The organism is Stutzerimonas urumqiensis (assembly GCF_003640395.1).
GTDB lineage: Bacteria > Pseudomonadota > Gammaproteobacteria > Pseudomonadales > Pseudomonadaceae > Stutzerimonas > Stutzerimonas urumqiensis.
In genome coordinates this window covers 1-25,053 of record NZ_RBZQ01000005.1, presented here as the reverse complement: position 1 = coordinate 25,053, position 25,053 = coordinate 1, and the positions used below count along the sequence as shown (strand labels likewise).

General features: G+C 66.9%; 29 protein-coding genes and 2 pseudogenes. 18 read left to right on the top strand and 13 right to left on the bottom strand.

The genetic code is table 11. The features are described from left to right. The 5 genes from D7325_RS10900 to D7325_RS19085 all read left to right on the top strand — a co-directional run bounded on the left by D7325_RS10900 (position 1) and on the right by D7325_RS19085 (position 4,172). The gene (locus D7325_RS10900) at positions 1-636 is read left to right on the top strand and encodes a protein-L-isoaspartate(D-aspartate) O-methyltransferase (protein WP_120996120.1); all 636 of its coding nucleotides are present in this window, start codon (positions 1-3) and stop codon (positions 634-636) included. A gap of 16 nt (positions 637-652) precedes the next feature. Then, positions 653-1,588, top strand: a complete 936-nt coding sequence (locus tag D7325_RS10895) for a polyprenyl-phosphate transporter (RefSeq protein ID WP_120995605.1) — start codon at positions 653-655, stop codon at positions 1,586-1,588. Positions 1,589-1,632: 44 nt separating this feature from the next. Next, on the top strand, positions 1,633-2,466 hold the full coding sequence (locus D7325_RS10890; RefSeq protein ID WP_120996118.1) for a peptidoglycan DD-metalloendopeptidase family protein: 834 nt from the start codon (positions 1,633-1,635) through the stop codon (positions 2,464-2,466). Positions 2,467-2,561: 95 nt separating this feature from the next. After that, positions 2,562-3,560 carry an RNA polymerase sigma factor RpoS gene (gene rpoS / locus D7325_RS10885; protein WP_120995604.1) on the top strand — a complete coding sequence of 333 codons (999 nt, stop codon included), beginning with the start codon at positions 2,562-2,564 and terminating at the stop codon, positions 3,558-3,560. Between the two features lie 468 nt (positions 3,561-4,028). Next, complete coding sequence (locus tag D7325_RS19085) at positions 4,029-4,172, top strand: hypothetical protein (protein ID WP_162988039.1); 144 nt, start codon at positions 4,029-4,031, stop codon at positions 4,170-4,172. Position 4,173: 1 nt separating this feature from the next. Here the strand turns inward: D7325_RS19085 and D7325_RS19285 are convergent, their stop codons facing one another. Continuing rightward, on the bottom strand, positions 4,174-4,596 hold the full coding sequence (locus D7325_RS19285; RefSeq protein ID WP_245962068.1) for an NUDIX hydrolase: 423 nt from the start codon (positions 4,594-4,596) through the stop codon (positions 4,174-4,176). Beyond that, entirely contained in the window at positions 4,593-5,027 is a 435-nt protein-coding gene (locus D7325_RS19280) for a GNAT family N-acetyltransferase (protein ID WP_245962067.1), read from the bottom strand. The genes D7325_RS19285 and D7325_RS19280 overlap by 4 nt, the downstream gene beginning before the upstream one ends. Before the next feature lie 132 nt (positions 5,028-5,159). Between D7325_RS19280 and D7325_RS10875 the strand changes: the two genes are divergently transcribed. Together D7325_RS10875 and dgt are read left to right on the top strand one after the other, a co-directional pair. Further along, positions 5,160-7,100: a sodium:solute symporter family protein gene (locus D7325_RS10875; protein WP_120995603.1), complete on the top strand. Its 1,941-nt coding sequence runs from the start codon at positions 5,160-5,162 to the stop codon at positions 7,098-7,100. Positions 7,101-7,219: 119 nt separating this feature from the next. Then, positions 7,220-8,713 (top strand): dGTPase, encoded by a 1,494-nt coding sequence (gene dgt / locus D7325_RS10870; RefSeq protein WP_120995602.1) that lies wholly within the window; start codon positions 7,220-7,222, stop codon positions 8,711-8,713. Position 8,714: 1 nt separating this feature from the next. On the opposite strand, the gene D7325_RS10865 is transcribed toward dgt, so the two are convergent. Continuing rightward, positions 8,715-9,323 carry a cation efflux transmembrane domain-containing protein gene (locus tag D7325_RS10865; RefSeq protein ID WP_120995601.1) on the bottom strand — a complete coding sequence of 203 codons (609 nt, stop codon included), beginning with the start codon at positions 9,321-9,323 and terminating at the stop codon, positions 8,715-8,717. Positions 9,324-9,386: 63 nt separating this feature from the next. Here D7325_RS10865 and D7325_RS10860 point away from each other — a divergent pair, with 63 nt between their 5' ends. The 3 genes from D7325_RS10860 to D7325_RS10850 all read left to right on the top strand — a co-directional run bounded on the left by D7325_RS10860 (position 9,387) and on the right by D7325_RS10850 (position 11,951). Beyond that, positions 9,387-9,800: a MerR family transcriptional regulator gene (locus D7325_RS10860; protein ID WP_120995600.1), complete on the top strand. Its 414-nt coding sequence runs from the start codon at positions 9,387-9,389 to the stop codon at positions 9,798-9,800. Positions 9,801-10,058: 258 nt separating this feature from the next. Then, on the top strand, positions 10,059-11,267 hold the full coding sequence (locus tag D7325_RS10855; RefSeq protein ID WP_120995599.1) for an ammonium transporter: 1,209 nt from the start codon (positions 10,059-10,061) through the stop codon (positions 11,265-11,267). A gap of 84 nt (positions 11,268-11,351) precedes the next feature. Beyond that, the gene (locus tag D7325_RS10850; protein ID WP_120995598.1) at positions 11,352-11,951 is read left to right on the top strand and encodes an exopolysaccharide biosynthesis protein; all 600 of its coding nucleotides are present in this window, start codon (positions 11,352-11,354) and stop codon (positions 11,949-11,951) included. Between the two features lie 30 nt (positions 11,952-11,981). On the opposite strand, the gene D7325_RS10845 is transcribed toward D7325_RS10850, so the two are convergent. Further along, positions 11,982-12,455, bottom strand: coding sequence for a DUF3597 domain-containing protein (locus tag D7325_RS10845; RefSeq protein WP_120995597.1), 474 nt, complete (start codon positions 12,453-12,455; stop codon positions 11,982-11,984). 82 nt (positions 12,456-12,537) lie between these two features. Beyond that, complete coding sequence (locus tag D7325_RS10840) at positions 12,538-12,873, bottom strand: YajD family HNH nuclease (protein WP_120995596.1); 336 nt, start codon at positions 12,871-12,873, stop codon at positions 12,538-12,540. Between the two features lie 148 nt (positions 12,874-13,021). Here D7325_RS10840 and D7325_RS10835 point away from each other — a divergent pair, with 148 nt between their 5' ends. Continuing rightward, positions 13,022-13,864: an inositol monophosphatase family protein gene (locus tag D7325_RS10835; RefSeq protein WP_120995595.1), complete on the top strand. Its 843-nt coding sequence runs from the start codon at positions 13,022-13,024 to the stop codon at positions 13,862-13,864. 158 nt (positions 13,865-14,022) lie between these two features. Beyond that, a complete protein-coding gene (locus tag D7325_RS10830) occupies positions 14,023-14,283 on the top strand; it encodes a hypothetical protein (RefSeq protein WP_120995594.1) in 261 nt (86 codons plus the stop codon). A 6-nt stretch (positions 14,284-14,289) separates the two neighbouring features. Here D7325_RS10830 and D7325_RS10825 read toward each other — a convergent pair whose 3' ends face one another. Further along, on the bottom strand, positions 14,290-15,024 hold the full coding sequence (locus D7325_RS10825; protein WP_120995593.1) for a sulfite exporter TauE/SafE family protein: 735 nt from the start codon (positions 15,022-15,024) through the stop codon (positions 14,290-14,292). A gap of 161 nt (positions 15,025-15,185) precedes the next feature. Here D7325_RS10825 and D7325_RS10820 point away from each other — a divergent pair, with 161 nt between their 5' ends. After that, positions 15,186-15,443 carry a DUF2789 domain-containing protein gene (locus D7325_RS10820; protein ID WP_120995592.1) on the top strand — a complete coding sequence of 86 codons (258 nt, stop codon included), beginning with the start codon at positions 15,186-15,188 and terminating at the stop codon, positions 15,441-15,443. A gap of 814 nt (positions 15,444-16,257) precedes the next feature. Here D7325_RS10820 and D7325_RS10815 read toward each other — a convergent pair. Continuing rightward, positions 16,258-17,232, bottom strand: a complete 975-nt coding sequence (locus tag D7325_RS10815) for a 2-hydroxyacid dehydrogenase (protein ID WP_120995591.1) — start codon at positions 17,230-17,232, stop codon at positions 16,258-16,260. A 98-nt stretch (positions 17,233-17,330) separates the two neighbouring features. Next, positions 17,331-17,765, bottom strand: a complete 435-nt coding sequence (locus D7325_RS10810; protein WP_120995590.1) for a GFA family protein — start codon at positions 17,763-17,765, stop codon at positions 17,331-17,333. Between the two features lie 117 nt (positions 17,766-17,882). Here D7325_RS10810 and D7325_RS10805 point away from each other — a divergent pair, with 117 nt between their 5' ends. Beyond that, a complete protein-coding gene (locus D7325_RS10805) occupies positions 17,883-18,749 on the top strand; it encodes a CAP domain-containing protein (RefSeq protein ID WP_120995589.1) in 867 nt (288 codons plus the stop codon). 25 nt (positions 18,750-18,774) lie between these two features. Here D7325_RS10805 and D7325_RS19375 read toward each other — a convergent pair whose 3' ends face one another. From D7325_RS19375 to D7325_RS19205, 3 genes and pseudogenes are all read right to left on the bottom strand, one after another. After that, a complete protein-coding gene (locus D7325_RS19375) occupies positions 18,775-19,689 on the bottom strand; it encodes a GGDEF domain-containing protein (protein WP_342769573.1) in 915 nt (304 codons plus the stop codon). A gap of 54 nt (positions 19,690-19,743) precedes the next feature. Further along, positions 19,744-20,016 (bottom strand): annotated as a pseudogene (locus tag D7325_RS19395) (PAS domain-containing protein); the annotation flags it as partial. A 15-nt stretch (positions 20,017-20,031) separates the two neighbouring features. Beyond that, on the bottom strand, positions 20,032-20,193 hold the full coding sequence (locus D7325_RS19205) for a hypothetical protein (protein ID WP_218565182.1): 162 nt from the start codon (positions 20,191-20,193) through the stop codon (positions 20,032-20,034). Between the two features lie 198 nt (positions 20,194-20,391). Between D7325_RS19205 and D7325_RS10795 the strand changes: the two genes are divergently transcribed. The 4 genes and pseudogenes from D7325_RS10795 to D7325_RS19275 form a co-directional block, all read left to right on the top strand. Continuing rightward, a complete protein-coding gene (locus tag D7325_RS10795) occupies positions 20,392-21,564 on the top strand; it encodes an alpha/beta hydrolase family protein (RefSeq protein ID WP_120995588.1) in 1,173 nt (390 codons plus the stop codon). Between the two features lie 8 nt (positions 21,565-21,572). Further along, a complete protein-coding gene (gene mepA / locus D7325_RS10790) occupies positions 21,573-22,382 on the top strand; it encodes a penicillin-insensitive murein endopeptidase (protein ID WP_162988038.1) in 810 nt (269 codons plus the stop codon). 132 nt (positions 22,383-22,514) lie between these two features. Beyond that, positions 22,515-23,243, top strand: coding sequence for a DUF72 domain-containing protein (locus D7325_RS10785; RefSeq protein WP_120995586.1), 729 nt, complete (start codon positions 22,515-22,517; stop codon positions 23,241-23,243). A 35-nt stretch (positions 23,244-23,278) separates the two neighbouring features. Next, positions 23,279-23,485: pseudogene (locus D7325_RS19275) on the top strand (AAA family ATPase); the annotation flags it as partial. Positions 23,486-23,527: 42 nt separating this feature from the next. On the opposite strand, the gene D7325_RS10775 reads toward D7325_RS19275, so the two are convergent. Continuing rightward, complete coding sequence (locus D7325_RS10775) at positions 23,528-23,809, bottom strand: peptidylprolyl isomerase (RefSeq protein ID WP_120995584.1); 282 nt, start codon at positions 23,807-23,809, stop codon at positions 23,528-23,530. 82 nt (positions 23,810-23,891) lie between these two features. Further along, on the bottom strand, positions 23,892-24,131 hold the full coding sequence (locus D7325_RS10770) for a hypothetical protein (RefSeq protein WP_120995583.1): 240 nt from the start codon (positions 24,129-24,131) through the stop codon (positions 23,892-23,894). Positions 24,132-25,053: the final 922 nt, after the last annotated feature.

Genomic DNA, 25,053 nt, shown 5'->3' with positions numbered 1-25,053 from the left:
ATGACCTCCCAGCGCACGCGGGACAGGCTCATCCAGCGGCTGTACGAAGAGGGCCTCTCCAACCCGCACGTCCTCGAGGTGATTCGCCGCACGCCTCGCCACCTGTTCGTCGACGAGGCGCTGGCCCACCGGGCATACGAAGACACCGCCTTGCCGATCGGCCACAACCAGACGATTTCGCAACCCTTCATGGTCGCGCGCATGAGCGAGCTGCTGCTTGCTGACGGTCCGCTGGACAAGGTGCTGGAGATCGGCACCGGCTCGGGCTACCAGACGGCCGTGCTGGCGCAACTGGTCGAGCGGGTCTTTTCGGTCGAGCGCATCCAGGTACTGCAGGACCGCGCCAAAGAGCGGCTGGCCGAACTCAAACTGCGCAACGTGGTCTTTCGCTGGGGCGACGGCTGGGAGGGCTGGCCCGCCCTGGCACCCTACAACGGAATCATCGTCACGGCAGCGGCGGCGGACGTGCCCCAGGCACTGCTCGACCAGCTTGCACCCGGTGGACGCCTGGTCATTCCGGTAGGCGCCGGTGAGGTCCAGCAGCTCATGCTGATCATCCGGGAAGACGAGGGCTTTTCGCGCCATGTGCTCGATAGCGTCCGCTTCGTGCCGCTTTTGAATGGCCCCGTCATCTGACTTTCCGGAAGGATCCATGAACAACCCCTTCATGCTTTACGCCAAGGGCCTCGCCATGGGCGCGGCCGACGTCGTCCCCGGTGTATCGGGCGGGACCGTCGCCTTCATCACCGGCATCTACGACGAGCTGCTGCGCTCGATCGCCGCGATTCCGGTCGCAGCCACCCAGCTGTTGCGCGGCCGCGTCGCTCAAGCCTGGAACACGGCCAACGCCAACTTCCTGCTGATTCTGTTCGCCGGGATCCTGACCAGCGTGTTCAGCCTGGCGAAGCTGATCAGCTACCTGCTCGAGGCGCATCCGATTCCGGTGTGGTCGTTCTTCTTCGGCCTCATTCTGGTCTCGGTCCATCTGATTCGCCGAGACGTGTCGCACTGGGGGCCTTCGCGCCTCGTTGCATTCGTCGCAGGCGTGGCCATCGCCTACTGGGTCACCGTCGCCGCGCCGATGCAGTGGAGCGACAGCGCCTGGAGCCTGTTCCTTGCCGGCGCCATCGCCATCTGCGCGATGATCCTGCCCGGGATTTCCGGCAGCTTCATTCTGGTCTTGCTGGGTCTGTATCCGACCGTGCTGGCGGCCGTGAAAGGTCTCGACCTGGCGGTCCTCGTCGTCTTCGCCAGCGGTTGCCTGGTCGGCATCCTCAGCTTCGCGCGCCTGCTCGGCTGGTTATTGCAGCGCTGGCGCGATCTTACGCTGGCACTGCTCACCGGGCTCATGCTCGGCTCACTGAACAAGGTGTGGCCCTGGAAAGAGACCCTGACCTGGCAGCTCGACGCGCATGGCGAACGCGCGCCGCTGCTTCAGCAGAACCTTTCCCCGGCCGGTTATGCGGCCTACGCGGGCGAGGATCCGCAGTTGCTCCTGGCAATCGCGATGGCGCTGGCCGGGGTGTTGCTGGTGGTTGGCCTCGAGTGGTTCGCCAAGCGGCAGTCACTTGTCGCCGAGAGCGTGTGACGTCCTTGCGAATCCTTCAGGCGGTGGAGTGGCGATTGAAGCGCATGGCCAATCAGCGGCAAATTCGTAGCGCGTTCGGCCCGGCATGGCTTTGCGCGGCGGTCCTCGGTCTGTTGCTCGCCGGCTGTGCGACGCCGCCGCCCGGTGGCGTTCCGGTGGTCGATCGCAACCAGCGCGCACCCGTCTCCGAGGGCAGCTACCTAGTGCGTCGCGGCGATACGCTATCGTCCATCGCCATTCGGTTCGGCTGGGATTGGCGAGCGCTGGCCCAGCACAACGGCATCTCGGCGCCGTACGTCATTCATCCCGGCCAACGTATCGTGTTCGGCAATAGCCGTCGCGCCACGCCCGCACCGGGCCGAGCGCCTGTTCCCGCGCCGGCGGTCAAGCCCACCGAGCCAGCGGTGCAGGTTGCGACCGTTCCGGATCGACCGCCGCTGGTGACGCGCCCGCCCGAGCCGCAGCCACCGGCAACGCCGATCAAGATCCAGCCTGTGGAGCGTTCGGCCAGCGGTTGGGCATGGCCTGCGAACGGTGCGGTTATCGGCCGATTTTCGTCAAACGGTAGTTTGAATAAAGGCATTGATATCGCTGGGGAATTGGGACAGCCTGTTTTGGCTGCCTCTGATGGGACCGTGGTGTACGCCGGTAGTGGCCTGCGTGGGTATGGCGAGTTGGTGATCATCAAGCACAGCGACACTTATGTAAGCGCCTACGGTCATAACCGAAGGTTGCTGGTGCGAGAGGGTCAAAAGGTCAAAGCCGGGCAAACCATTGCAGAGATGGGATCGACGGGAACCGACCGGGTGAAGCTGCATTTCGAGATTCGCCGCCAAGGAAAACCCGTGGATCCTCAGCAATACCTTCCCCGTCGCTGACTTTCCAAGCTCCCGCGCCAGCCATTAGGAAAGGCTCTGGCGACGCCAAGGCGGGTGCGCCGAGCTGTGGTCGAACTCAGCACGGGACAACAATAATGGCTCTCAAAAAAGAAGCGCCGGAGTTTGACGTAGACGATGACGTACTCCTTCTGGAACCGGACATCGCCTTCGATAACACCGCTGAAAACAGCCCATCTTCAACGAAGGGCACGCAGTCCAGGTCGTCGGTATCGAAGCAGCACAAGCACATTGACTACAACCGGGCGCTCGACGCGACTCAGTTGTATCTCAACGAAATCGGATTTTCCCCCCTCCTGACCCCTGCCGAAGAAGTGCATTTCGCCCGTCTCGCGCAGAAGGGTGACCCTGCCGGCCGCCGGCGCATGATCGAAAGCAACCTGCGCCTGGTGGTCAAGATCGCCCGGCGATACGTCAACCGTGGCCTGTCGCTGCTCGATCTGATCGAAGAGGGCAACCTGGGCCTGATTCGCGCGGTCGAGAAGTTCGATCCGGAGCGCGGCTTCCGTTTTTCCACCTACGCCACCTGGTGGATCAGGCAGACGATCGAGCGGGCGATCATGAATCAGACGCGCACCATTCGCCTGCCCATCCATGTCGTGAAAGAGTTGAATGTCTACCTGCGCGCCGCACGGGAGTTGACGCAGAAACTCGACCACGAACCGAGCCCCGAAGAAATCGCCAATCTGCTGGAAAAGCCGGTCGGCGACGTCAAGCGCATGCTCGGCCTGAACGAGCGCGTGACCTCCGTCGACATCGCCTTGGGCCCTGATTCCGACAAGACGCTGCTCGACACGCTGACCGACGAGAAGCCCTCCGACCCCTGCGATCTGCTGCTCGACGATGACCTCGCACAGAGCATCGATCAGTGGCTGCTGGAACTCACCGAAAAGCAGCGCGACGTGGTCATCCGTCGGTTCGGGCTGCGTGGCCATGAGAGCTGCACGCTGGAGGAGGTGGGCCAAGACATCGGCCTCACGCGCGAGCGAGTACGCCAGATTCAGGTCGAGGCGCTCAAGCGCCTGCGCGAGATTTTCGAGCGCAATGGCCTGTCGGGTGATGCGCTCTTCCAGTAATACCCAACGGCCCGTCGCAATGGCGGGCCGTACCTATTTCGCCCGGTCTCAATCTTTTCCTCTCGGCTCGTAAGCATTTGCTTACAAGCGCTGTCAGCCAAGCCATCGCACATGACCCGTCCGGTCGCCATTTGGCGCTTCGCTATTCAATAATTTATTGAAAAATAAGGCATTTCATCGGCCTGAAAAATCTCATCACAGTTATGAAAGGAATTTTCGCCGGTTGCGGCGGTCGGCGGTGCGATTAATATCGCTTCCGTGCTCAGGACGCAGCACGGGCCAGCAGGAAGCCGGCCAGGACACCGCAAGGACAGCGGTTCATCAGGACGATGAAGCAGGAAACAACAGGGAAGCAGGGAAGAAGGGGCGGGCTAATCCCGCCCCTTTATTTTTTGCCCTGTCCCTTGCCATTCGCCGAACCTCTCACGCTCAGCCAGGCCTAATGGGCAATCCATTGGAGGACGCAGCATGGCTGGCGACGGCGAAAAAGATGGCGGCAGCTCCGGCGACAAGGCCGACGAAATCGAGCAACCCTCACCCGACTCCGAAGACGAGCAGCTTGACGAAGCGCTCGAGGAGACCTTTCCCGCGAGCGATCCCATCTCGCCTTGAATCAAGCGTCAGCAAGCGCCGGAACGGCTCGCAGCTGCGGTAAGAGCTGTTCGCGGAGCAGTGGCGCCAGCGGATAGCTGGGCGTCGGTGCATGCGGATCGAGCCAGGCGAGCTCTTCGATTTCGGCGAGCGGCTCGACAGTCTGATGCAGTGGTGCGATGAAGGCCTTGGCCATGACCCAGTGGCCCGGCTCGTTTGCCGCCGGCGCTTCGAATTCGCCAAGTTCATCGAACGCCTCTGCCTCGATGTGCATTCCCAGTTCCTCGTGCAGCTCGCGAGCCAGCGTCGCGAGCGGCGTCTCGGCGCCCTCTACCTTGCCGCCCGGCAACATGAAGTAGCGCGTCCCGCGTTTGCGCACGACCAGTACCTGGCCGTTTCGGTCGTACAGGCAGGCAATGACGATGTGCAGGATAGGGCGGTTCATCGATTCGAATCCTCGTTCCGGTGCGCGTAGCCGAGCGCGATCAGCCGTTTGCTGGCGCGGTAGCGTACCAGCCGCGCGCTCAGCTCGGCGGGCAGGTCGGTTGCGCATTCGAAGCCAAGCGGTGCATAGAAATCCAATAGCGTCGGCTCGCAAAAGAGCCAGACAGGGCCGCCGGTTCCCGCGGTCGCCTGGCGCACCAGGCTGCTGCCGATCCCACGGCCGCGTGCCTCGGGCGCAACCAGCAGGCCGGTGAGCCATGTTCCGCCCGCAACGGGCGAAAGCGTCAGGGCGCCGACCAGCGCCACCTCGCGAGCCACCCAGTAACTGCCACCCGAAACCCCGCGCAGGCGCCCGCCGTTGGCTCGGTAGAACCTGGCCAGCAGCGGCTTGTGCAGCGGGTCGAGGCGCTCGATGCGCAGGTGCTGGTTCATCGGTTGATCGGCCTGGCTCGAGGCCGCTCAAGACGGCGGGTTTGCGCGGCGCGACCATTCGTCCACTCGTTGCATATTTCTGGCGTTTGCGCGCTCTGACGAAGAGAACCTTCCAACGACAGGAATAACAAGATGTTGGATCTACTCATCGTTCTGTTGTTCGTCCTCTACGGGCTTGTGTCGGGTTTGCGGTCGCGCAGCAAGGCGTCCGAGAGTCTGCAGGAGTATTTCCTCGCGGGCCGCACCATCAAAGGCTGGCGTGCCGGCTTTTCGATGGCCGCTACCCAGTTCGCCGCCGACACGCCTTTGCTGGTCACCGGCCTCGTTGCCACCGCGGGCGTGTTCGCGCTGTGGCGATTGTGGATCTACGGGCTCGCGTTTCTGCTGATGGCCTTCGTCTTCGCCGTCGGCTGGCGGCGCGCCGGCGTGTTGACCGATGCCGAGTTCACGCGGGTGCGCTACAGCGGCAAGGGTGTCACGCCGTTGCGGCTGCTCAAGGCGGTCTATTACGGCACGGTCATCAACTGTGTGGTGCTGGCGATGGTGCTGGTCGCAGCGATTCGGATCGCCGAGGTATTCCTGCCCTGGCACCTGTGGCTGCCGGCGGGTCTGTACGACCCCATCGTCGCCTTCGTCACCAGCACGGGCATGCAGCTCGGCGAGAGCATAACCGGGCTCGAACCACAGGTGCTGACCGCCAACAACCTCATCTCGATCCTGCTCATCCTCGCGTTCACCGCGATGTATTCGATCACCGGCGGCTTGCGGGCGGTGATCGACACCGACGTGGTGCAGTTCTCGCTGGCGATGGTCGGTACCCTCGCGTACGCCTGGTTCGTGGTGGATGCGGCCGGCGGTCTCGGTGGGCTGACCGAGCGTGTGGTCGAGCTGTACGGCATGGAGCAGGCGACGAAGATGCTGTCCTTCTCGCCGCCGTCCAATGCGGGCGAAGCCCTGCTGCCGTTCCTGGTGATCATCGGCTTGCAATGGTTCTTTCAGATGAATTCCGATGGAACGGGTTACCTGGCGCAGCGCAGCATGGCCTGTACGACCGATCGGCAAGCCCGCATCGCCTGCGTGGTGTTCGCCTGGTTGCAGATCCTGCTGCGCAGCCTGTTCTGGCTGGCGATCGCGATCGGCCTGCTGGTGCTCTATCCGTTCACCCCGGCGGACATGGGCAGCGACGGCTTCACCGCCGGCCGCGAAGCGCTTTTCGTGCAGGGCATCGAAGACCTGCTCCCGCCAGGATTTTCGGGCCTGATGCTGGTGGGGCTGCTGGCGGCTCTGGCCTCGACCGTCGACACCCATCTCAACTGGGGTGCGTCCTACTGGAGCAACGACGTATATGGCGGTGTGGTCGCGCCCCACCTGCTCAAGCGCAAGCCCAGGGATCGCGAGCTGGTGATCGTCGCCCGGCTATCCAACGTGCTCATCCTGGTCATCGCGATGATCATCATGGCCAACCTGGGTTCGATCCAGACCGCCTGGTTCATCTCGCTGCTGTTCGGCGCCGGTATGGGATCGGTGCTGGTGTTGCGCTGGCTGTGGGAGCGCATCAACCTCTATTCGGAATTGACGGCGATGGGCGTGTCGCTGATCACCGCGCCGATCCTGCTGTACTACCTGGGGACCGACCCGGAGCAGGAGTGGATTCGCCTCGGCATCATGGCGCTGGTGACCACCACGGCGGCGATCCTGGTGACTTTCATCACCCCGGAAACCGACGACGCGGTGCTCAAGCGCTTCTATCAGCGCGTCCGGCCATTGGGGCGGTGGCCGCGAGCGACCGCGCTCTGCGGCGTGAGCAGCGCAACGGCCATGCGCGCGCTGGGCAAGCAGCTCTGGGCGGTCGCGATCACGGGTGCGTCATTGTTCGCCCTGCTCGTGGGCGTCGGCCGGCTGCTCTTCCCGCCACCGCAGGGCGGCGATGTCATCAGCTGGGTTTGCATCATCGTCGGGCTGGTGCTGATCCCGTTCTGGCTGAAGATCCTGCTGAACAAGGATCAGGACCTCGCGCCGGAAGACGAACCCATGCTGTTGGCCGAAGAGGAGCACCAGGCGGGACGCGCCTGACCCTGCAACCCTGAAAGAAGGCCGGCCCGAGTCCGGCCTTCTTCGTTTCGGATGGCTGCCGTGCAAAGGGTCGCCCGCGACGTTAGGCTGCACGCTCGAACGATAGCGAGGCGACCGGCATGCAGCGAGCGTTGGACTACGGCACCAGAATTTCCCGAGCGCGCCCACGCGGCGGCCCGTCCGAGCGCTTGCTCGCCACGCAGTGCAGCCTCGACGAACTGTTGCATGAGCTGGAAAGCGATCGCGGACGGATCATCAACTCGGCCGCCGTTCGACGTCTGCAACAGAAAACCCAGGTGTTTCCGCTGGAGCGCAACGCGGCGGTGCGCAGTCGCCTGACCCATTCGCTGGAAGTGCAGCAGACCGGTCGCTATATCGTCCGCACGCTGTACAAGGCGCTGGGCGATCGCGCGCGGGATTACGGGCTGGCGGGGCTGGAACCGGCATTCGAAACGCTGGTGGAGATGGCCTGCCTGACCCACGACATCGGCAATCCGCCCTTCGGCCACTTCGGCGAATACGCGCTCGGCGACTGGTTCGCGCAGCGTCTGCGTGGGCTGTTCGCCGCGGCCGTACCGGTCGAGACCGGCGACGCGGCGTTGCGCGAACGGATGCTCGCCGATCTCTCGGCATTCGAAGGTAATGCCCAGGCCGTGCGGCTGGTGGTCAAGCTGCTGCGCCTGAACCTGACCTATACGCAGACCGCGGGCCTGCTCAAGTACGTCCGTCCGGCTGCCGAACCACGCCCCGGCAAGACCGCGCCTGGGGCGTACCTGAACAAGAAGCCGGGGTTCTACCTGTCCGAGGCGCCGTTCATCGAAGGGCTGAGGGATTCGCTCGGCATGGCGGCCGGCACGCGGCATCCGATCGTCTATGTGATGGAGGCGGCCGATGACATCGCCTATTGCCTGGCCGACATCGAAGATTCCGTGGAGAAGGGCATCCTCGACATCGAGACGGTGGCGCGCTTGCTGATCACGCGCTTTGCCGAGCTGGCGCCGGCGGATGAGCCCGTGCCGGGCACCGGGCGCCGTTTCGCCGAGCTGGTCGAGGGCGCGCTGGTACGGGCGCGGGCCGAGGAGATCAATCGGATCGGTGAGTTCTTCATCGGCCTGCGGGTGCGGATGATCCACCCGCTGGTTCATCACGCCGCCGAGCAGTTCATCGCCCACATCGAGCCGATATACGACGGCACCTTCGATCGCGCCCTGATGGAAGACGACAGCGTGCCGCACGCGATCGTCCAGACCTTCAAGGACGTCGCGATGGACAAGGTGTTCTGCCATCGCGAGGTCGAGACGCTGCAACTTCAGGGCTTTCGCATCATCCAGGGGCTGCTGGATTTCTACGCGCCGCTGCTCGGCGTACCGGCGCCGGTGTTCGATGGGTTGATCGATGGGCGGGGCCGTGCGCACCCGCACCTGCAAATGCTGATGCGCCGCCTGCCGAGCCATCTGGTGCAGGCTTATCGCGAGGCGGTCCGGCAGCAGGCCGCGGGCAGCGATGCTCCGTTGTGGGAGTTCTACCATCGCTGCCGACTGCTGCAGGACCTGGTCAGCGGAATGACCGATCAGCACGCGCAGGACGAATTCCGCACCCTGTCGGCGACCTGATTCAGGCGGTGCGCAGCTCTCCGAAGGCCTGACGGCTGACCTGCCAGGCCGAGGAGAGCGCCAGCAGGCCCATGATCGAGGCCACCAGCAGGTCGGGCCAGGCCGAACCGGTGCCGAACACGCCCAGGGCAGCGAGCATCACCGCGATGTTCGACAGCGCATCGTTGCGGCTGCACAGCCAGACGCTGCGCATGTTGCTGTCGCCCTGGCGAAAGGCGAAGAGCATCCAGGCGACGCCCACGTTGGCCAGTAGCGCCAGGAAGCCGACGACGCCCATAGTCATGGCATGGGGCGCGCCGCCTTCGGCGAACCGCCACGCGGCGACAATCAACACCCCTGCACCGAACGCTCCCATCGTTGCCGCCTTGAGCAACGAGGCGCGAGCCCGCGCCACCACGCCCATGCCGAGCACCATCAGGCTGATGCCGTAGTTGGCGGCGTCGCCGAAGAAATCCAGCGAGTCGGACAGCAGCGAGACCGAGCCGGCACCGATCCCGGAGGCGAGTTCGACCAGGAACATGGCGACGTTGATGTAAAGCGCGATCCACAGCACCTTGCGGTAGCGAGGATCCTGAGCGGGCGGGCGCGGGCCTTGGCAACAAGCGGACATGCGGTTCTCCACCGGGATGAGGTGCGGCTACCCTAGACCCTGTAGCCACTACAGGGTCAATACATGGCCAGTTCCCGCACCATCGGCGCGCTGAGTCGCGAGGCCGGCGTCGGCATCGAAACCATCCGCTATTACGAGCGCATCGGCCTGCTGCCACCGCCGCGGCGCGCCGAATCCGGCTACCGGCATTACAACGACGACGACATCGGCCGGCTTCGCTTCGTCAAACGCGGCCGTGAGCTGGGCTTCTCCATCGATGAGATCCGCACCTTGCTCCAGCTCGCGGCACAGCCGGAGCAACCCTGCGCAGAAGCCGATCGGCTGGTCAGGGAACACCTGGCCGAAGTGGAGCAGCGCATCGCCGACCTGTCGCGCCTGCACGCCGAGCTTGCCGGACTGGCGTGCTGCAGCGAGCGGCGTGCCAGCGATTGCCGGATCATCGAGGCGCTTGCCGGAGCACCGCTGCCCCACGCTTGAGCAGCGCTGGTACGGCCCTTGCAATCCGACGGTGCGTCGGCGGGTCCGGCTGCCCCCGCATGGGGCGTGACCCGCTGGCGCGCAATCTCCTTCGTTGTGCGCTTTGCTTTGCCAGATCAAGAGCTTGGGTGGCTGGTTCGGTCCGGCCGCCCGCACGATGAAGAAGGGTTGCCCACGCGGCGCCCGACCGCCGACGCCCCAATGCAGGGCGCGGTGCCGGCGCGTCGTTCGTTTTGGTGCACCGGAGGCAGTGGCCGCATGGAAAATCTCAGCAGTGCCGTGGAGACGCTCGTCCACGGCTCCAACACGCTCTTCATTCTCATGGGCGCCGTCATGGTCCTGGCCATGCACGCAGGGTTCGCCTTTCTCGAAGTCGGCACCGTGCGGCTCAAGAACCAGGTCAACGCCCTGTCGAAGATCATCACCGACTTCGCCGTCTCGACCCTGGCGTACTTCTTCGTCGGCTACTGGATCGCCTATGGCGTGACGTTTTTGCAGCCGGCGGCGACGCTTGCGGCCGATCATGGCTATGCGCTGGTGAAGTTCTTCTTCCTGCTGACCTTCGCCGCGGCGATTCCGGCGATCATCTCCGGCGGCATCGCCGAGCGCGCCCGCTTCGGCCCGCAGCTGTGCGCCACCTTGCTGATCGTCGCCTTCGTCTATCCCTTCTTCGAGGGCATCGTGTGGAACGGCAACTTCGGCGTGCAGGACTGGCTCACGCGTCAGTTCGGTGCGCCGTTCCATGATTTCGCCGGCTCCATCGTGGTGCACGCGATGGGCGGCTGGCTGGCGTTCGGCGCGGTGATGACGCTTGGCGCGCGTGATGGTCGTTACCGCGACGGCCGCCTGGTGGCGTTCGCGCCGTCGAACATTCCCTTCCTGGCGCTGGGCTCCTGGATCCTGATCGTCGGCTGGTTCGGCTTCAACGTCATGAGCGCGCAGACCGTCGCCGGCATCAGCGGGCTGGTCGCGGTCAATTCGCTGATGGCGATGGTCGGCGGCACGGCGGCGGCCTGGCTGGTCGGTCGCAACGACCCGGGCTTTCTGCACAATGGCCCGCTGGCCGGGCTGGTGGCGGTCTGCGCCGGCTCCGACCTGATGCACCCGATCGGTGCGCTGGCCACCGGGGCGGTGGCCGGTGCGCTGTTCGTCTGGGCATTCACAGCGACCCAGACCCGCTGGAAGATCGACGACGTGCTCGGCGTCTGGCCGCTGCACGGCCTGTGCGGCGTGTGGGGCGGCATCGCCTGCGGCCTGTTCGGGCAGACCGCCCTGGGCGGGCTTGGCGGTGTCAGCCTGGCCAGTCAGCTGATCGGCAGCGCGCTCGGCATCGTGGTCGCGACGATCGGCGGCTTCGCCGTCTACGGGCTGCTCAAGCGCACGGTCGGCATCCGCCTGAGCCAGGAAGCCGAGTACTACGGCGCGGACCTGTCGATCCACAAGATCGGCGCGGTCAGCCACGACTGAACGCAGCGAGGAAGGGAATCCCCGTCGGCGACCGGTCTCTAACCCGGTAGGCCCTCGCACGGAGGGCGTTGCCGGAGAAGCCGAATGCCGTCGAGCGAGCAGGGCGAACAGCGCCTGGAAGAGGTGCTGGACACCGTGATCGAACTGGGCCAGACGCGGGAAAGCGTTTCGGTCGGCGACATCCAGGCATGCATCGGTCCGCGCAGCTACGGGCCGTTCCTGTTCCTGCCGGCGTTGGTGGAGATCAGCCCGGTCGGCGGCATACCGGGCGTGCCGACGCTGCTGGCGCTGCTGGTGTCGATCTTCTGCGTCCAGATGGCGCTCGGGCGCCAGCGGTTCTGGATTCCGCACGTGCTGCGCGACCGGTCGCTGCACAGCGGCAAGCTGGTCAAGGGGTTACGGAAGATGCGCCCGCTGGTGCGCTGGCTCGATCGCCTGGTGCGGCCTCGTCTCGGCTGGGCCGCGCGCGGTGCCTTCGTGCGGTTGATCGCCCTGGCATGCCTGCTGCTGGCCTGCACCGTGCCGCCGCTGGAGCTGGTGCCTTTTGCGAGCAGCGCGCCGTTCGCCGCGATCTGCCTGTTCGGTCTCGGCCTTACGGCGCGTGACGGACTGGTCGTGCTGCTGGGCCTGCTCGCCTCGGGCGGCACGGTTTATCTGGTGTTGTCGATGCTGACCGGTAGCTGAAGCCGGCAGCCCGCGAGCTGCCGGTCGGGTTCAGTGCAACAGCTCGGGCGGGACCTGGCCGCCGTGATCGGCGAGCTTCTTCAGTACGGCGCGATGCAGCCACATGTTCATCTGTGCCGAGTCGCCCATCTTGTCCGCCGGGCAGCCCAGCTCGGTGGCCAGCTCGCGGCGTGACTCCAGGCTGCTGTCGATGCCCAGCAGCTTGAGCAGATCGACGATCGAGGTGCGCCAGTTGAGCGTTTCGCCGTGTTGGGCGGCCATGCCGTCGAGCTTGCCGGCGATGTCGACGTGAGGCGTCGTGGAAGCCGGTGCGGCGGTGGCGGCTGCCGAGGTGGTCGACGGAGCCGCCGGTGCGGTGGTGGCATTCTCGGTGGTGGTGGGACGGTCGGTCAGCGAACTGGCCGAGGGAGCACCCGGCCCGGGCGGCGGCGCCTTGACGTGCGGCTCGTTGCCGACGCCCGGGCCGACGCCGAGCGCTTCCTTGATGCGATTGAACAGGCTCATCGGAGTTACCTCTTCTGCGGGGATCGCAGATTCAGACCGCCGCCAGCCAGGCTGATTCGCTCCGCAGGTCGGATCGCCGCCGTCAGCCCTTGCCCTTGAGCAGCTCGGCCAATCCGGCCAGGCCCTTGTAGGTCTCCTTCGGCCCCAGGTCGCCGCCCGGCGTGGCGGGCGCCTGGTACTGGGCGTCGGTGTAGCGCGAATGCTCGTTGTCGTGGCAATAGAGGCACAGCAGCTCCCAGTTCGAGCCATCCTCGGGGTTGTTGTCGTGGTTGTGATCCTTGTGGTGGACGGTCAGCTCGCTGAGGCGCTTGCCGGAAAACTCCCGTGCGCAGCGTCCGCAGACCCAGGGGTACATCTTCAGCGCCTTCTCGCGGTAACCCGCTTCGCGCTGGCTGTAGGGAACCGGTTTGGTGCTCATGGAAACTCCGTCGTGTGGTCATGCCTTTGGGCGATCATGGCGCAAGCCGGCCGCGCCGAATACCCCGGCGTGGTTCGTCATCCAGGCAAGAAAGCGGCGCCCGATCCGGCTACCCTGTCGGCCCGTTCCGGCAATCACGAGGCCTACCATGCAGTCCGCGCATACCCCTTCCTTCGATGGCATCGACCTGGACAGCCGCTATCAGGCTGCGCGTCGCATCGCCCGTGCTGCCGCCGAGCAGGGCATGGCTTTCTATCGCCAGCGCAACGAGCTGGTGGTCGAGCACAAGGGCGGCAATCGGCAGGACGTCGTCAGCCTGGCGGACAAGACCCTGGAGGACTTCATCCGCGCCGAGCTGGCCGCCGCGTTCCCGCAGGACGGTTTTCTCGGCGAGGAGAGCGGCTCGGCCGATCTGGACGCCCGTTGCGTGTGGGTCATCGACCCCATCGACGGCACGGCCTGCTTCGTCAACGGCCTGCACAGCTGGTGCGTCTCGGTGGGCCTGATGGTCGACGGCGAGCCGGCGCTCGGTGCGATCGCTGATCCCAACCATGACGAGCTGTTTCATGGCTGCCGGGGGCGGGGCGCCTATGTGAACGACACGCCGCTGGCCATCAGCGCGGCGACCCACGTGCGCGACGGCGTCATGGGCGTGGGCACCTTCCACGAGCCCGGCAAGCGGCACTTCATCCCCTTCCTGGAGCGGTTGCTCGGCGCCGGCGGCATGTTCGTGCGCAATGGCTCCGGCGCCCTGATGACCGCCTACGTCGCGGCGGGTCGTCTGATCGCCTACCACGAGACGCACCTCAAGAGCTGGGACTGTCTGGCCGGCGTGGTGCTGGTGCTCGAGGCAGGCGGCCGGTTGAATGACTTCTTCCGCGACGACGGGCTGCTCAAGGGCAACCCTTACCTGGTGGCCGCACCGGGCGTCTACGACCAGATCGCCGAGATGATCGGCCCCTGGCTCGATGCGCCGGCCATGAACGGTTGATCGGTCGGAGCGAAGCAACGCTCGTCGCGCCGACCGGCCGGCGGGGGTCCGACGGGCCGGCCCTGTGCTATACCGGTCGTGGGGGCGTAGCGCCCCCGCCGACGCGGAGCGGGCCCGTCCCCGGGCGGGTCTCTTCACCCAGCGAGGAGGAACGCGCCATGACGACCATGCAATGCACCTACCGCGACCACACCATCGTCGCCGACGTCCGCGAACACCCCGGCATGCCGCTGCCCTGGGCCGGCGGCTGCCGGATCACCGACCCTGCCGGGACTACCACCCGCCGCCTGCCGCTGCCCGTGGGGCACGCCTTCCTGGCGGAACTGGAGCAGGCCCAGCGTGCGTCCATCGCCCACGGCAAATGGCTGGTGGATCAATGCCTCGATCATGGCCGTGCGCTGATGGCGCAGGCGGCCTGAGCGCAATCAGAGGTTTCGCCAGATCAGTTGCAGCCCGGCGAGGAACATGCCCAGCCGGGCGATCCGGTAGAACCAGGTGTGGTTGATGCGCGACTGCAGCCACAGCCCGGTCCACACCCCGAGCGGCACGATCGGCGCGAGCGTCAGGCTGAGCAGCAGGTTCTCCCGGCTGAACTGGCCGAGTGCCGCGTAGGGAATCAGCTTCAGCGCGTTGGTCAGCAGGAAGAAGGCGTTGATCGTCGCGATGTAGCTGAGCTTCGGAAGCTGCTGCGGCAACAGGTGCATCATCGCTGGCGGGCCGCCGGCATGCGCGACGAAGCTGGTGAAGCCGGCGATCGCGCTGAGCAGCGTGCCGCGCCCGCGTTGCAGCGGTCGCGGCGCGGCACTGCGGTTGACCAGCCCGAGCAGCACGAACCCGACGGCGATGCCGCCCATCATCAGGCCGACCATGCGTTCGTCCAGCAAGCCGAAGGTCAGCGAGCCGAGCCCGATGCCGATCAGCGCGCCCGGCATCATCACCTTGAGATTCGCCACGTCCCAGCGGCCGAAATAGGCCTTCAACCCCACCACATCGGCCAGGCAAAGGATCGGCAGCATGATCGCCGCGGCCTGCTTGGGCGAGACCGCCAAGGCCAGCAGCGGCACGGCGATACCCCCGAGCGCGCCACCGAAGCCGCCCTTGGACAAGCCGGTGAGGAAGATTGCAGGCAGCGCGAACAGCAGGAACTCGGTCAGCGACATCGGGGCACAGCGCCGGCGGGAAGGGCGTGCAGGTTAGCAAGCGCGAAGGAGGCTGGCACGTCGGCGCGTGCCGTTCGCCGGAACTGTCGCCGCCCCGACGCCTCTATCGATGACACCCACTGCAATCACCGCACGGCCATGCGCCGGCTGTTGGAGTACTGATGGACGCGGAAAACAAATCCCTTGGCCTACTGTTCGAGCAACTCGGCCTGGACGGCGATCCGGCCAGCATCGACGCCTTCATCGAGCAGCATTACCCGCTGCCCGACGACATGAAGCTGACCGAGGCGCCGTTCTGGTCGCCCGGCCAGGTGGCGATGCTGAGCGAGCACTGGGTCGCCGATGACGACTGGGAGCCCTTCATCGACGAACTCAACGTGCGTCTGCACCAGAACAAGGGCGGCGCAGGCGCCGTGTAATCGGCGAGCGGGCGAGCCCCTGTGCCGAACGGGCTTCTACGCGAGCGGCGGTGATGTTGTGCCGTCGGTCTGAGGCGGCATCTGGATACGTGGCCGTCTAAGGACCGAGTTGGCGCCATCGCCAGCAAGCTGGCTCCTACACAAGCGGGCCTTTCCTTCACCGGTACGCAACGGATTCTGTAGGAGCCGGCTTGCCGGCGATGACGGCGGGACCGATCCAACAGCGTGGCGTGACCGCCAGAAAGCTGGCTCCCACACAAGCGGGCGTTTCCTTCACCGGAACGCAACGGATTCTGTAGGAGCCGGCTTGCCGGCGATGGCGGGGCAGGACAACCAACGGCGTGGCGGCGATGACGGGCGGGACAGAACCAACGGCGTGGCGGCGCGATCGCCAGCAAGCTGGCTCCTTACACAGGCGGGTGTTTCCTTCACCGGAACGCAACGGATCCTGTAGGAGCCGGCTTGCCGGCGATGGCGGCGGGACCGATCCAACAGCGTGGCGTGATCGCCAGAAAGCTGGCTCCTACACAGGCGGGCGTCTCCTTCACCGGAACGCAGCGGATTCTGTAGGAGCCGGCTTGCCGGCGATGGCGGGCAGGACAGAACCAACGGCGTGGCGGCGTGATCGCCAGCAAGCTGGCTCCTACACAAGCGGCGTTTTCCTTCACCGGAACGTAGCAAATCCTGTCGGAGCCGGCTTGCCGGCGATGGCGGGCGGGACAGAACCAACGGCGTGGCGGCGCAATCGCCAGCAAGCTGTCTCCTACAAGAGCGTTGCCGTCGCGAGCGGCATTTTGACCTGGCGATGCCGCGTTCAGCCGCGCCATACCTGCGGGTTGACTAGGTCGCGCGGGCGTCGGCCTTCCAGGGCGGCCTGGAGGTTTTCCATCGCGCGCTCGGCCATCGCCTGGCGTGTTTCGCGCGTGGCCGAGCCGATGTGCGGCAGCGTCACGGCGTTGGGCAGGGCGAACAGCGGCGACTCGGCCAGGGGTTCCTTTTCATAGACATCCAGCCCTGCACCGCGCAGGCGGCCGCTCTGGAGCGCCTCGATCAGCGCGGCTTCGTCGACGACCGGACCGCGTGCGATGTTGACGAGGATGGCGGATGGCTTCATCAGCGCCAGCTCGCGTCGGCCGATCAGCTGGCGGGTCTTATCGCTGAGCGGCACGACCAGGCAGACGAAATCGCTTTCGGCCAGCAATGCATCCAGCGGGACGAAGCGCGCGTCCAGCTCGCGTTCGAGTGCCGGCTTGGGCGTGTTGCCGCTGTACAGCACGCGCATGCCAAAGCCCAGTCGGCCGCGCCGGGCGATTGCCGCGCCGATGTTGCCGAGACCGACGATGCCGAGCGTCTTGCCGTGCACGTCGCAGCCGAACAGCGCCGGTTCCACGGTGCGCCGCCAGTTGCCGGCTTTGGTCCAGGCGTCCAGCTCGGCAACGCGCCGGGCGCTGGCGAGGATGAGGGCGAACGCGAGGTCGGCGGTGCTTTCGGTGAGCACGTCCGGGGTGTTGGTCAGCATGATCCCCCGTTCGGTGAGGTAGCCCACGTCGTAGCTGTCGTAGCCGACCGAGACGCTGGAGACCACCTCCAGCCGCGCGGCGTCGGCCAGCTGCTCGCGTCCCAGCCGGCGCCCGACCCCGATCAGCCCGTGGGCGTGAGGCAGCGCCTCGGCGAACTGCGCGTCCAGGTCGCCCTTGTCCGGGCTGGGGGCGATCACCTCGTAGCGCTCGGCGAGGGCGTCGAGCATGGCGGGCGAGAGGCGGCTGAAGGCAAGAACGGTTTTTTTCATGGGCAGGGTCCGTACGCGCACCGTGGCGCGGCTATCGCTGGGTTGGGGTTGTCAGACAACCATAACCCAGCGGGGTGCCCCTGCTGCGTTTTTCTCGCTCACCCGTCCTGTCCACCGTCGTTGTGCTGGGCGAACAGCTCGGCGCCGGTCAGCTTCCGGGTGTCGTTGGCGAAGGCATAGAAGGCGGGTTTCTCGTCGATGAACACTTCCATCGCCAGCGTCCAGGGCTGGTCGGCGCCCTCCAGCAGGCCGACCGGAACGGCGTAGAAGCCGCCGTCCTTCAGGCGGTAGAACAGGTGGCTGCCGCACTGGTCGCAGAACCCGCGCTCGGCCCAGTCGGACGAGGCATAGACGCGCACATGGCTGTCGCCCGCGAAGCGCGGCGGTGTGGCGCATTCGACCATCATCGAAGGCGCGCCGCCCCAGCGCCGGCACATGTCGCAGTGGCAGGCGCCGACCTGATGGTTGTCGAGTTCGAGGTGGAAGCTCACCGCGCCGCACAGGCAGCGGCCTTGTCGCTCGGTCTGGGTCATGCTGATGGCTCCGTCGCGGCCGTCCGGGATGGCCGGCCTGGCGTCGAGCATAGACGAGCGACGGGCACGCCGCGGGGCGAGGCGGGTCGAAGGTTGAAAGGTTGACGAGAGACGACCATGTCCCCTGTTGCATGCGCGACGACCGGCGCGATCCTTGCGCTGGCGTTGCTGACCCATGTTCACGCCCAGGCCCCGGCTCACGATGAGCACCGGCCGCTGGTTGCGCTGATCAACGACTATCGCCAGCTCCCGACCGGCTGTCCCGGGCGACCCGACGGCGTGCCCGGTCCGCTGACCTCCGATCCGCGCCTGACTGAGGTTCGGCTGAGCGACCCGGCGCAGTGGGCCGATGCCTTGCGCGAGGCCGGCTATCCGGCGGCCCATGCGCAGGCGATCAGCCTGTCCGGATCGCCTGATCCAGCGGCCGTGATGGGCGTCCTGAAGCAGCATTATTGCCAGGTTCTGCTCGATCCACGCTTCTCCGCCATCGGTGTGCAGCAGGCCGGCAACCGCTGGCTGATCGTGCTCGCCCAGCCGCTGCTGACCGATGCCCTGGGCACCTGGACGCAGGCCGGCAAGGCGGTCCTGGCGGCGACCAACCGAGCCCGCGCCGAGCCGCGCCGCTGCGGTGGCGAGGCGTTCGAGGCGGCCGATCCGCTGGTCTGGAACGAGACCCTGGCCCACGCCGCGCTGGCCCACAGCCAGGACATGGCCGCACAGAACTACTTCGCCCACCGCGCACCCGACGGCAGCTACGCCGACGAGCGTGCGCGCCGGGCGGGCTATCGCTGGCTGCGGATCGGCGAGAACCTGGCGAGCGGGCCGGGTTCGGCGGACGAGGCGGTGCGGGGCTGGCTCGCAAGCCCCGAGCATTGCCGCAACCTGATGAACCCGGCGTTCGAGGAAATGGGCGCCGCCTATGCGGTCAATGCCGACAGCGACGGCGTCATCTACTGGACGCAGCTGTTCGGCACGCCGCGCTGATAAAGGCAAAGGGCGACGCTTCGGATCACACCCGCGCCGCCATCACCTGGTTGCGCCCCTCGCGCTTGGCCAGGTACAGGCAGCGGTCCGCGACCTCGACGAGGCTGGCGGCGAGCTCGCCCAGGCGTAGCGGGCCGGTCACCGTGGGCTGCTCGTCCAGCGTCGCCGTCCCGATGCTGACGGTGATCCGGCCGGCGGGCGAACTACCGTGGGGCACGGCGCAGCCATGCAGCCGGTGGCGCAGGCGTTCGGCCACCTGCTGGGCGGCCGCCGCACCGGTCGCCGGCAGCACGATGGCGAATTCCTCGCCGCCGAAGCGGCAGGGCAGGTCGGTCGGTCGCTGGACGATCTCGCGCAGGAGCCGGGCCAGCAGCCGCAGGCATTCGTCGCCGGCCTGGTGCCCGTAGCGGTCGTTGTAGCGCTTGAAGAAATCCACATCGATCAGCAGCAGCGACAGCGGGGTGCCTTCGCGCAGCGCTCGCGCCGTCTCGATCTGCAGGGTTTCGTCGAAGCGGCGCCGGTTGGGCAGGGCGGTCAGGTGGTCGGTTTCGGCCAGCTCGCTGAGCCGCGCGTTGGCCCGTTCCAGCTGCGCGTTGGTCTCGGCGAGCTGCCGGCGTATTCGCTGCAACTCCGTGACGTCAGTGATCGCCAGGGTCAGGCCGATCAACGCATCGTCGGAGGCGCGTACGGCCTGCACGCTGGCCTGGTAGGTGCGCCCATCCCGCTCGAGCGGTTGCGCGGGCAATCGCTCGGCGTCCAGCAGGCGGGTGAACAGGTCGGTGACGTCCAACTGGTCAGCCGGCAGGTGATCGGCGGCGTGCTGGCCGATCAGCGAGGCATCGCCGCCAGGGCTCAGCAACTGGCATAACGCCCGGTTGGCCGTGACGAAGCAGCCGGTGCGATCGATCAGGCCGAGCGCGACGGGCGCGGCGGCGTACAGCGCTTCGAGCTGGACCAGTCGAGGGCTGAGCGAGCCGATGAGGGGCGTGATGTCGCGATCGATGCCCCGGTAGCCGGCGAGGCTCCCGTCCTCGGCGAACAGCGGGATGCCACTGGTCTCCAGCACCCGTATGCGGCCATCGGCGTGCAGGTTGCGGTTGATCAGACCGGCGAAGGGACGGCGCTCGGCGACGATCGCCGCGAACTCGGCGCCCACCCGCTCGGCTTCGGCGGGCGGCATGAAATCGAAGGGCGTACGGCCCATCACCTCCTGCGGCGGATAGCCGAGCAGCGCCAGGCTGTGCTCCGAACAAAAGGTGTAGCGACCTTGCGCATCGACCTCTCACAACCAGTCGGAGTTGTGCGCGATAAGTTCGCGCAAGCGCTTGATTTCGCGGCGGTCGGCATCGCGCGCGGCGTCGGTGGTCATGGTCGTGGTCAAGCGCTGGCGCCGCAGGGTGTCGGCGAGGCGCTGAAATGTAGTCCAGCCGAGGGGTATCGGCAATGTGCGCTCGTCAGTCGGACGGCCCGATGCAACGGCCGACCGCCGAGGCGGCGCTACCGGTCCCCGATCGCCGTGCTTGAGCGGTGGCGATCCGAACGACGCCAAGGAACGCCCGCTGCGGCGGGAGGTCGCAGCGTTATGAGGGCGGCCGTTTCGGCGTGCCGTTCAATCGGCATGGACGCAGCCAGGAGTACGCCCATGACGTCATCTCGTCGTTTCGTTCCGCCGCGCCTCGGCAGAGGCTGTGTCCGTCTCGTCGCGTCGCTGGCCATCCTGCTGGGGCTGTGCGCCTGCAACGGTTCCGAGGAGGCGCTCATCCTGGCCGAGGACCAGGCCGCCGGGCGGCCGGCGGATGCGAGTGCGGAGCTTGGTGATGGCACGGTCAAGGTGCGGCATCCCAGCGATTACCTGAGGGTGACGCGCTATCCCACCGACCTCACCCACGCCGATCTCGCCACCTGGAACGAGCAGGTGCCGGCGGTGCGGCAGGTCGAAATCGCCTCCTCGGCGGACGCCACCACGCAGCCGGCGCTGTTCTACGATTCCGGCTCCGACCGCGCCAAGCCCCTGCTGCTGGTGCTGCATAGCTGGAGCACCAACTACCTGCAAAGCGTCGACATCCCGCTGGCGCAGTTCGCGATCGCCAACGACTGGGTGTTCATGCACCCCGATTCTCGCGGCCCGAACGACGGCCGGCCGCAGACCACCGCGTCCGACACCGTGATGACCGATATTGCCGACGCGCTGGCCTATGCCCGTGACAACGCGCGGGTCGATCCTTCCCGCCTGTACCTGCTCGGCTATTCCGGCGGGGCGATGAATGCCCTGCGCACGGCGGCGCGCTACCCACAGGTATTCGCCGGGGTGTCGGTGTGGGTGCCGATTCATGACCTGACGCGCTGGTACGACTACACCGCGCGCCGCGGCGAGAAATACGCGAGCGAGATCAGCCAGGCCTGCGGCGGTGCGCCGACCGAGGGCAGCGCGGCCCATGCCGAGTGCCTGTCGCGCAGCCCGCGTGCGCATTTGCCCGCGGTGGCCGGCGAACTGCGCGTCTTCATCGCCCACGGGATGGGCGATCGTGTGGTCCCGCCGGGCCAGTCGCTGCGTGTCTTCAACGACCTGGCCCTGGAGGACGATCGCATTCCCGAACATCACATCGAGTACGTCAACGATCGCCGTGAGCTGCCGCCCGCACTGCGCGAACGCTCGCTGCACGGCGGTCGCGAATTCCCGCGCTTCGCCGAAGCCGGCGCCGACGTGCTGCTGTACCTGCGCTCCGGCCCGGCCGAGCTGGTGTTGTTCAAGGGCGGGCACGACATGCTGTATCGACCGGCGCTGGAATGGCTCGCGCGCCAGCGCCAGGAATGAAGCCTGCGATGCGGCGATCGCTTGCCCGCCTGTGCGCTGGGCTGGGCCTCGCGATGCCCGTCCCGTTGCTGGCCGAGGGGTGGGGCGAGGTCACCGCGCCGGTCGCCGGGCCGGCACGCAGCATCGGCCAGCCTGGTGCCGGCTGCCTCGCCGGCGCCCAGGCGCTTCCCTCGGAAGGCCCCGGCTACCAGGCCGTCGAATTGCAGCGCAACCGCTATTACGGCCACCCGACGTTGATCGATTACTTGCAGGCGCTCGGCGAGCGGCTGTCGCACGCCGGCATCGGCCCGGTACTGATCGGTGACCTGGCCCAGCCGCGCGGCGGACCGATGAGCTACGGCCACGTCAGCCATCAGACCGGGCTCGACGTCGACATCTGGTTCCGGCTCGATGTGCCGTCTCTGCCCGCCGACCAGCGCACCGGGCTGGCGCAACCGGTGCTGGTCGACGCCCAGGGGCGGCTCGATCCGCGCTGGAGCGCGGCGCACGCGCGGCTGGTCCGTCTGGCGGCGGATGATCCGCGGGTGGCGCGAGTCTTCGTCGATGCCGCGATCAAGCGCGATCTCTGCGCGCGCGAGTGGGATGACCGCGCCTGGCTGCGGCGGATTCGCCCCTGGCCCGCTCACGACGAACACCTGCACGTACGGCTGCGCTGCCCGCCAGGCGACGAGGCCTGCATCGACCAGCCGGAGCCTCCGCCGGGCGAGGGCTGCGACGCGATCGCGGCAACGCCTCGTGCGGTGGTCGCGGCCGAACCGAGCCCTGCACCGCCCCTGCCCGCCGCCTGCCAGTCCGTGTTGGAGCAGCCGCATGGGTAGGGCCACGGCGCCGCTTGGCGGCCGTCTGGCAGGGTGCGATCGAGCGGCCGGAGCCGAGCGTCTGCACATTCGCATCGCCAGCGAAGCCCGCGGGCGGATGATCTACGGGGTTGCGCTACCGGGGCACGCACCATGACGGCGGGCGGCGTGCGACTCGGCTGTGCCGGCTGGAGCCTGCCGCGCGAGCACTGGCCAGCCTTCGGTGCGCAGGGCACGCACCTGATGCGCTATGCGACACGCTTGCCCGCGGTGGAAATCAACACGTCCTTCTACCGCCCGCACCGACCCGAGACCTACCGCAAGTGGGCCGACAGCGTACCGGCGACGTTTCGCTTCTGCGTCAAGGTCCCCAAGCAGATCACCCACGCGGCCCGGCTGGTGGATTGCGAGGCGCTGCTGGAGACCTTTCTCGCGCAGTGCGGCGCACTCGGTGAGCGGCTCGATTGCCTGCTCGTTCAGTTGCCGCCTTCACTGGCCTACGACGCCGAGGTGGCGCGCGCCTTCTTCGGCCACCTGCGCGCGCGGTACGCCGGCAATATCGCGCTGGAGCCGCGCCATGCGAGCTGGCAGACGGCCGAGACGCTGCTGGTCGAGCAGCGCATCGCCAGGGTGGCGGCCGATCCACCGCCGGTCGCGCACTGGGACGAACCGGGTGGCTGGAGCGGGTTGCGTTATTACCGCTTGCACGGCTCGCCGCGCCTCTACTTCTCGGCGTATGAGCCGGCCTGGCTCGAGGCATTGGCACGGCGACTGGAAACGGCGCTGGCCGACGGCGCGCAGGTGTGGTGCATCTTCGACAACACCGCCAGCGGCGCGGCGACGGGGAATGCGCTGGACCTGCTGGAGCGGATGGGCGAGTAGCCGCGACCAGCCGAAATGGATGGCGTGCTTCCTATTTGCCGGCGCTGGGACGGCTGATCGTGCAGGCATCGAGGCGGGGTCAGGTCTGGGTGGTCTCGCATGCGAACCGGCTGGTCGCGGCCTTGCGGGAGGCCTCGGACTGCAACTGCCTGGTGCTGGAGAAACACGTCGGGCAGACGGCGATTCAGGGACAGGAGGGCTTGCTCGATCAGCCCGCGTGGCGCTGGCCCGATCAGGGATGACGAGTGGGCAGGGGAGGGGCCTCGTGCGAGGCCCCGGCAGGATCAGTCCTGGCGGCTGGTCACTTCGACCAGGTGGTAGCCGAACTGGGTCTTGACCGGCCCCTGGACGACGCCGACCGGTGCGCTGAATACGACCTGGTCGAACTCGCGAACCATCTGGCCCGGACCGAACGAGCCGAGGTTGCCACCGTCGCGGCTGGACGGGCAGGTGGAGTTGTCCTTGGCGACCTGGGCGAAATCGGCGCCCCCTTCGATGGCGGCCTTCAGTTCGTTGCACTTGGCTTCGCTGGGAACCAGGATGTGGCGGGCAGTGGCGCGTGGCATGGTGTGTTCCTCGATGAATGGAGGCGCGAGGGTAGCGCAATCGTCGCGTGTTTTGCTCTGGCGCGTTCAGGCCGGCAGGTGATCAGCGGCTGGCGTCCTCATCCTGCGGCGCGGTTTCTTCGAGCACGTTCGGGTCGACGGTCTGGGCGGGTTCTTCGCCCGGGTTCACGGGTTCGACCACGTCTTCGGTGACCGAGGCGGGGGTTTCCTCGGGCATTTCGGCTTCGCCATCGCACGCCGCAAGACCGAGGCAGGCGCCGAGCAGGCAAACGCCCAGCAGGCGGCGGGGCAGGGAATGGGTCGGGGGCAGGGTTCGAGGCATGGCAGGTCTCCGGTCGACGCATCCCTGCGGGTGAGTGGCCGCTCTGGGCGGCATGGTTTTCTTGCGACCGTCGGTTGGGGGGATGTGTTCCGGCGTGGTGGGCCTTGCTGGATGTGTGGGCGTGGGGGTGTAGGCGCCGGCTTGCTGGCGATGCTTTTGTTTTTGTTTCTCGGATCTCGCTGAGGTGTTCTGACCGCCGCGTTTTCCTCGGCCCGGACGACAGGTTGCGCCTTGCATGGCGGAAAAATTGTAGGAGCCCGCTTGCGGGCGATGCTCTTGTCTCTTGGCTTTGCGGGTCTGGGTTTTGGACGCCGCGCTTTCCTCGGCCCGAACTACCGATTGCGCCCCGCACGGCGCGTCACTTTCTCTTGTCTCGCCAAGAGAAAGTAACCAAAGAGAAGGCGACCCCTGCATCCGGCCCCGGCTTTGCCGGGGTTCCCTCGCTCCGGTGCCGTTCCAGGGGCCCGCCACGAAGGGCCATCCATGGCCCTCGCGGCTCTCGCGGCATCCCTGCCGCTCAACCCCCTCCACGACACCTGCGCTCGGCCTGCTGAAGGGGCGAGTGGTGTGGCCTGATGGTTTGGGTGTGGCAAAGCCAGAAAAGCAGAAAGCGGAGCTGTTGTAGTCTCGAACGAGCGGCAACCGTACACGTAGGGTGCATTCGCGAAGCAATGCACACTCTGGCATCGGCGGCGTTCTGTTGTGCCTTGCACGGCGCGAAATGTTTTTGTAGGAGCCCGCTTGCGGGCGATGCTTTTGCTTCTGTTTCTTGGCGTCTCGCTGAGGTGTTTTGGCCGCCGCGCTTTCCTCGGCCCGAACTACCGATTGCGCCCTGCACGGCGCGTCACTTTTGCCAATCGCGGCAAAAGTAACCAAAACCGCTTGCCCCTGCATCCGGCCCCGGCTTTGCCGGGGTCCCCTC

Excerpts from the sequence above, each read along its gene's own strand:
- D7325_RS10900 (WP_120996120.1), top strand. The coding sequence starts at position 1 with ATGACCTCCCAGCGCACGCGGGACAGGCTCATCCAGCGGCTGTACGAA.
- D7325_RS10895 (WP_120995605.1), top strand. The coding sequence starts at position 653 with ATGAACAACCCCTTCATGCTTTACGCCAAGGGCCTCGCCATGGGCGCG.
- D7325_RS10890 (WP_120996118.1), top strand. The coding sequence starts at position 1,633 with ATGGCCAATCAGCGGCAAATTCGTAGCGCGTTCGGCCCGGCATGGCTT.
- rpoS (WP_120995604.1), top strand. The coding sequence starts at position 2,562 with ATGGCTCTCAAAAAAGAAGCGCCGGAGTTTGACGTAGACGATGACGTA.
- D7325_RS19085 (WP_162988039.1), top strand. The coding sequence starts at position 4,029 with ATGGCTGGCGACGGCGAAAAAGATGGCGGCAGCTCCGGCGACAAGGCC.
- D7325_RS19285 (WP_245962068.1), bottom strand. The coding sequence starts at position 4,596 with ATGAACCGCCCTATCCTGCACATCGTCATTGCCTGCCTGTACGACCGA.
- D7325_RS19280 (WP_245962067.1), bottom strand. The coding sequence starts at position 5,027 with ATGAACCAGCACCTGCGCATCGAGCGCCTCGACCCGCTGCACAAGCCG.
- D7325_RS10875 (WP_120995603.1), top strand. The coding sequence starts at position 5,160 with ATGTTGGATCTACTCATCGTTCTGTTGTTCGTCCTCTACGGGCTTGTG.
- dgt (WP_120995602.1), top strand. The coding sequence starts at position 7,220 with ATGCAGCGAGCGTTGGACTACGGCACCAGAATTTCCCGAGCGCGCCCA.
- D7325_RS10865 (WP_120995601.1), bottom strand. The coding sequence starts at position 9,323 with ATGTCCGCTTGTTGCCAAGGCCCGCGCCCGCCCGCTCAGGATCCTCGC.
- D7325_RS10860 (WP_120995600.1), top strand. The coding sequence starts at position 9,387 with ATGGCCAGTTCCCGCACCATCGGCGCGCTGAGTCGCGAGGCCGGCGTC.
- D7325_RS10855 (WP_120995599.1), top strand. The coding sequence starts at position 10,059 with ATGGAAAATCTCAGCAGTGCCGTGGAGACGCTCGTCCACGGCTCCAAC.
- D7325_RS10850 (WP_120995598.1), top strand. The coding sequence starts at position 11,352 with ATGCCGTCGAGCGAGCAGGGCGAACAGCGCCTGGAAGAGGTGCTGGAC.
- D7325_RS10845 (WP_120995597.1), bottom strand. The coding sequence starts at position 12,455 with ATGAGCCTGTTCAATCGCATCAAGGAAGCGCTCGGCGTCGGCCCGGGC.
- D7325_RS10840 (WP_120995596.1), bottom strand. The coding sequence starts at position 12,873 with ATGAGCACCAAACCGGTTCCCTACAGCCAGCGCGAAGCGGGTTACCGC.
- D7325_RS10835 (WP_120995595.1), top strand. The coding sequence starts at position 13,022 with ATGCAGTCCGCGCATACCCCTTCCTTCGATGGCATCGACCTGGACAGC.
- D7325_RS10830 (WP_120995594.1), top strand. The coding sequence starts at position 14,023 with ATGACGACCATGCAATGCACCTACCGCGACCACACCATCGTCGCCGAC.
- D7325_RS10825 (WP_120995593.1), bottom strand. The coding sequence starts at position 15,024 with ATGTCGCTGACCGAGTTCCTGCTGTTCGCGCTGCCTGCAATCTTCCTC.
- D7325_RS10820 (WP_120995592.1), top strand. The coding sequence starts at position 15,186 with ATGGACGCGGAAAACAAATCCCTTGGCCTACTGTTCGAGCAACTCGGC.
- D7325_RS10815 (WP_120995591.1), bottom strand. The coding sequence starts at position 17,232 with ATGAAAAAAACCGTTCTTGCCTTCAGCCGCCTCTCGCCCGCCATGCTC.
- D7325_RS10810 (WP_120995590.1), bottom strand. The coding sequence starts at position 17,765 with ATGACCCAGACCGAGCGACAAGGCCGCTGCCTGTGCGGCGCGGTGAGC.
- D7325_RS10805 (WP_120995589.1), top strand. The coding sequence starts at position 17,883 with ATGTCCCCTGTTGCATGCGCGACGACCGGCGCGATCCTTGCGCTGGCG.
- D7325_RS10795 (WP_120995588.1), top strand. The coding sequence starts at position 20,392 with ATGACGTCATCTCGTCGTTTCGTTCCGCCGCGCCTCGGCAGAGGCTGT.
- mepA (WP_162988038.1), top strand. The coding sequence starts at position 21,573 with ATGCGGCGATCGCTTGCCCGCCTGTGCGCTGGGCTGGGCCTCGCGATG.
- D7325_RS10785 (WP_120995586.1), top strand. The coding sequence starts at position 22,515 with ATGACGGCGGGCGGCGTGCGACTCGGCTGTGCCGGCTGGAGCCTGCCG.
- D7325_RS10775 (WP_120995584.1), bottom strand. The coding sequence starts at position 23,809 with ATGCCACGCGCCACTGCCCGCCACATCCTGGTTCCCAGCGAAGCCAAG.
- D7325_RS10770 (WP_120995583.1), bottom strand. The coding sequence starts at position 24,131 with ATGCCTCGAACCCTGCCCCCGACCCATTCCCTGCCCCGCCGCCTGCTG.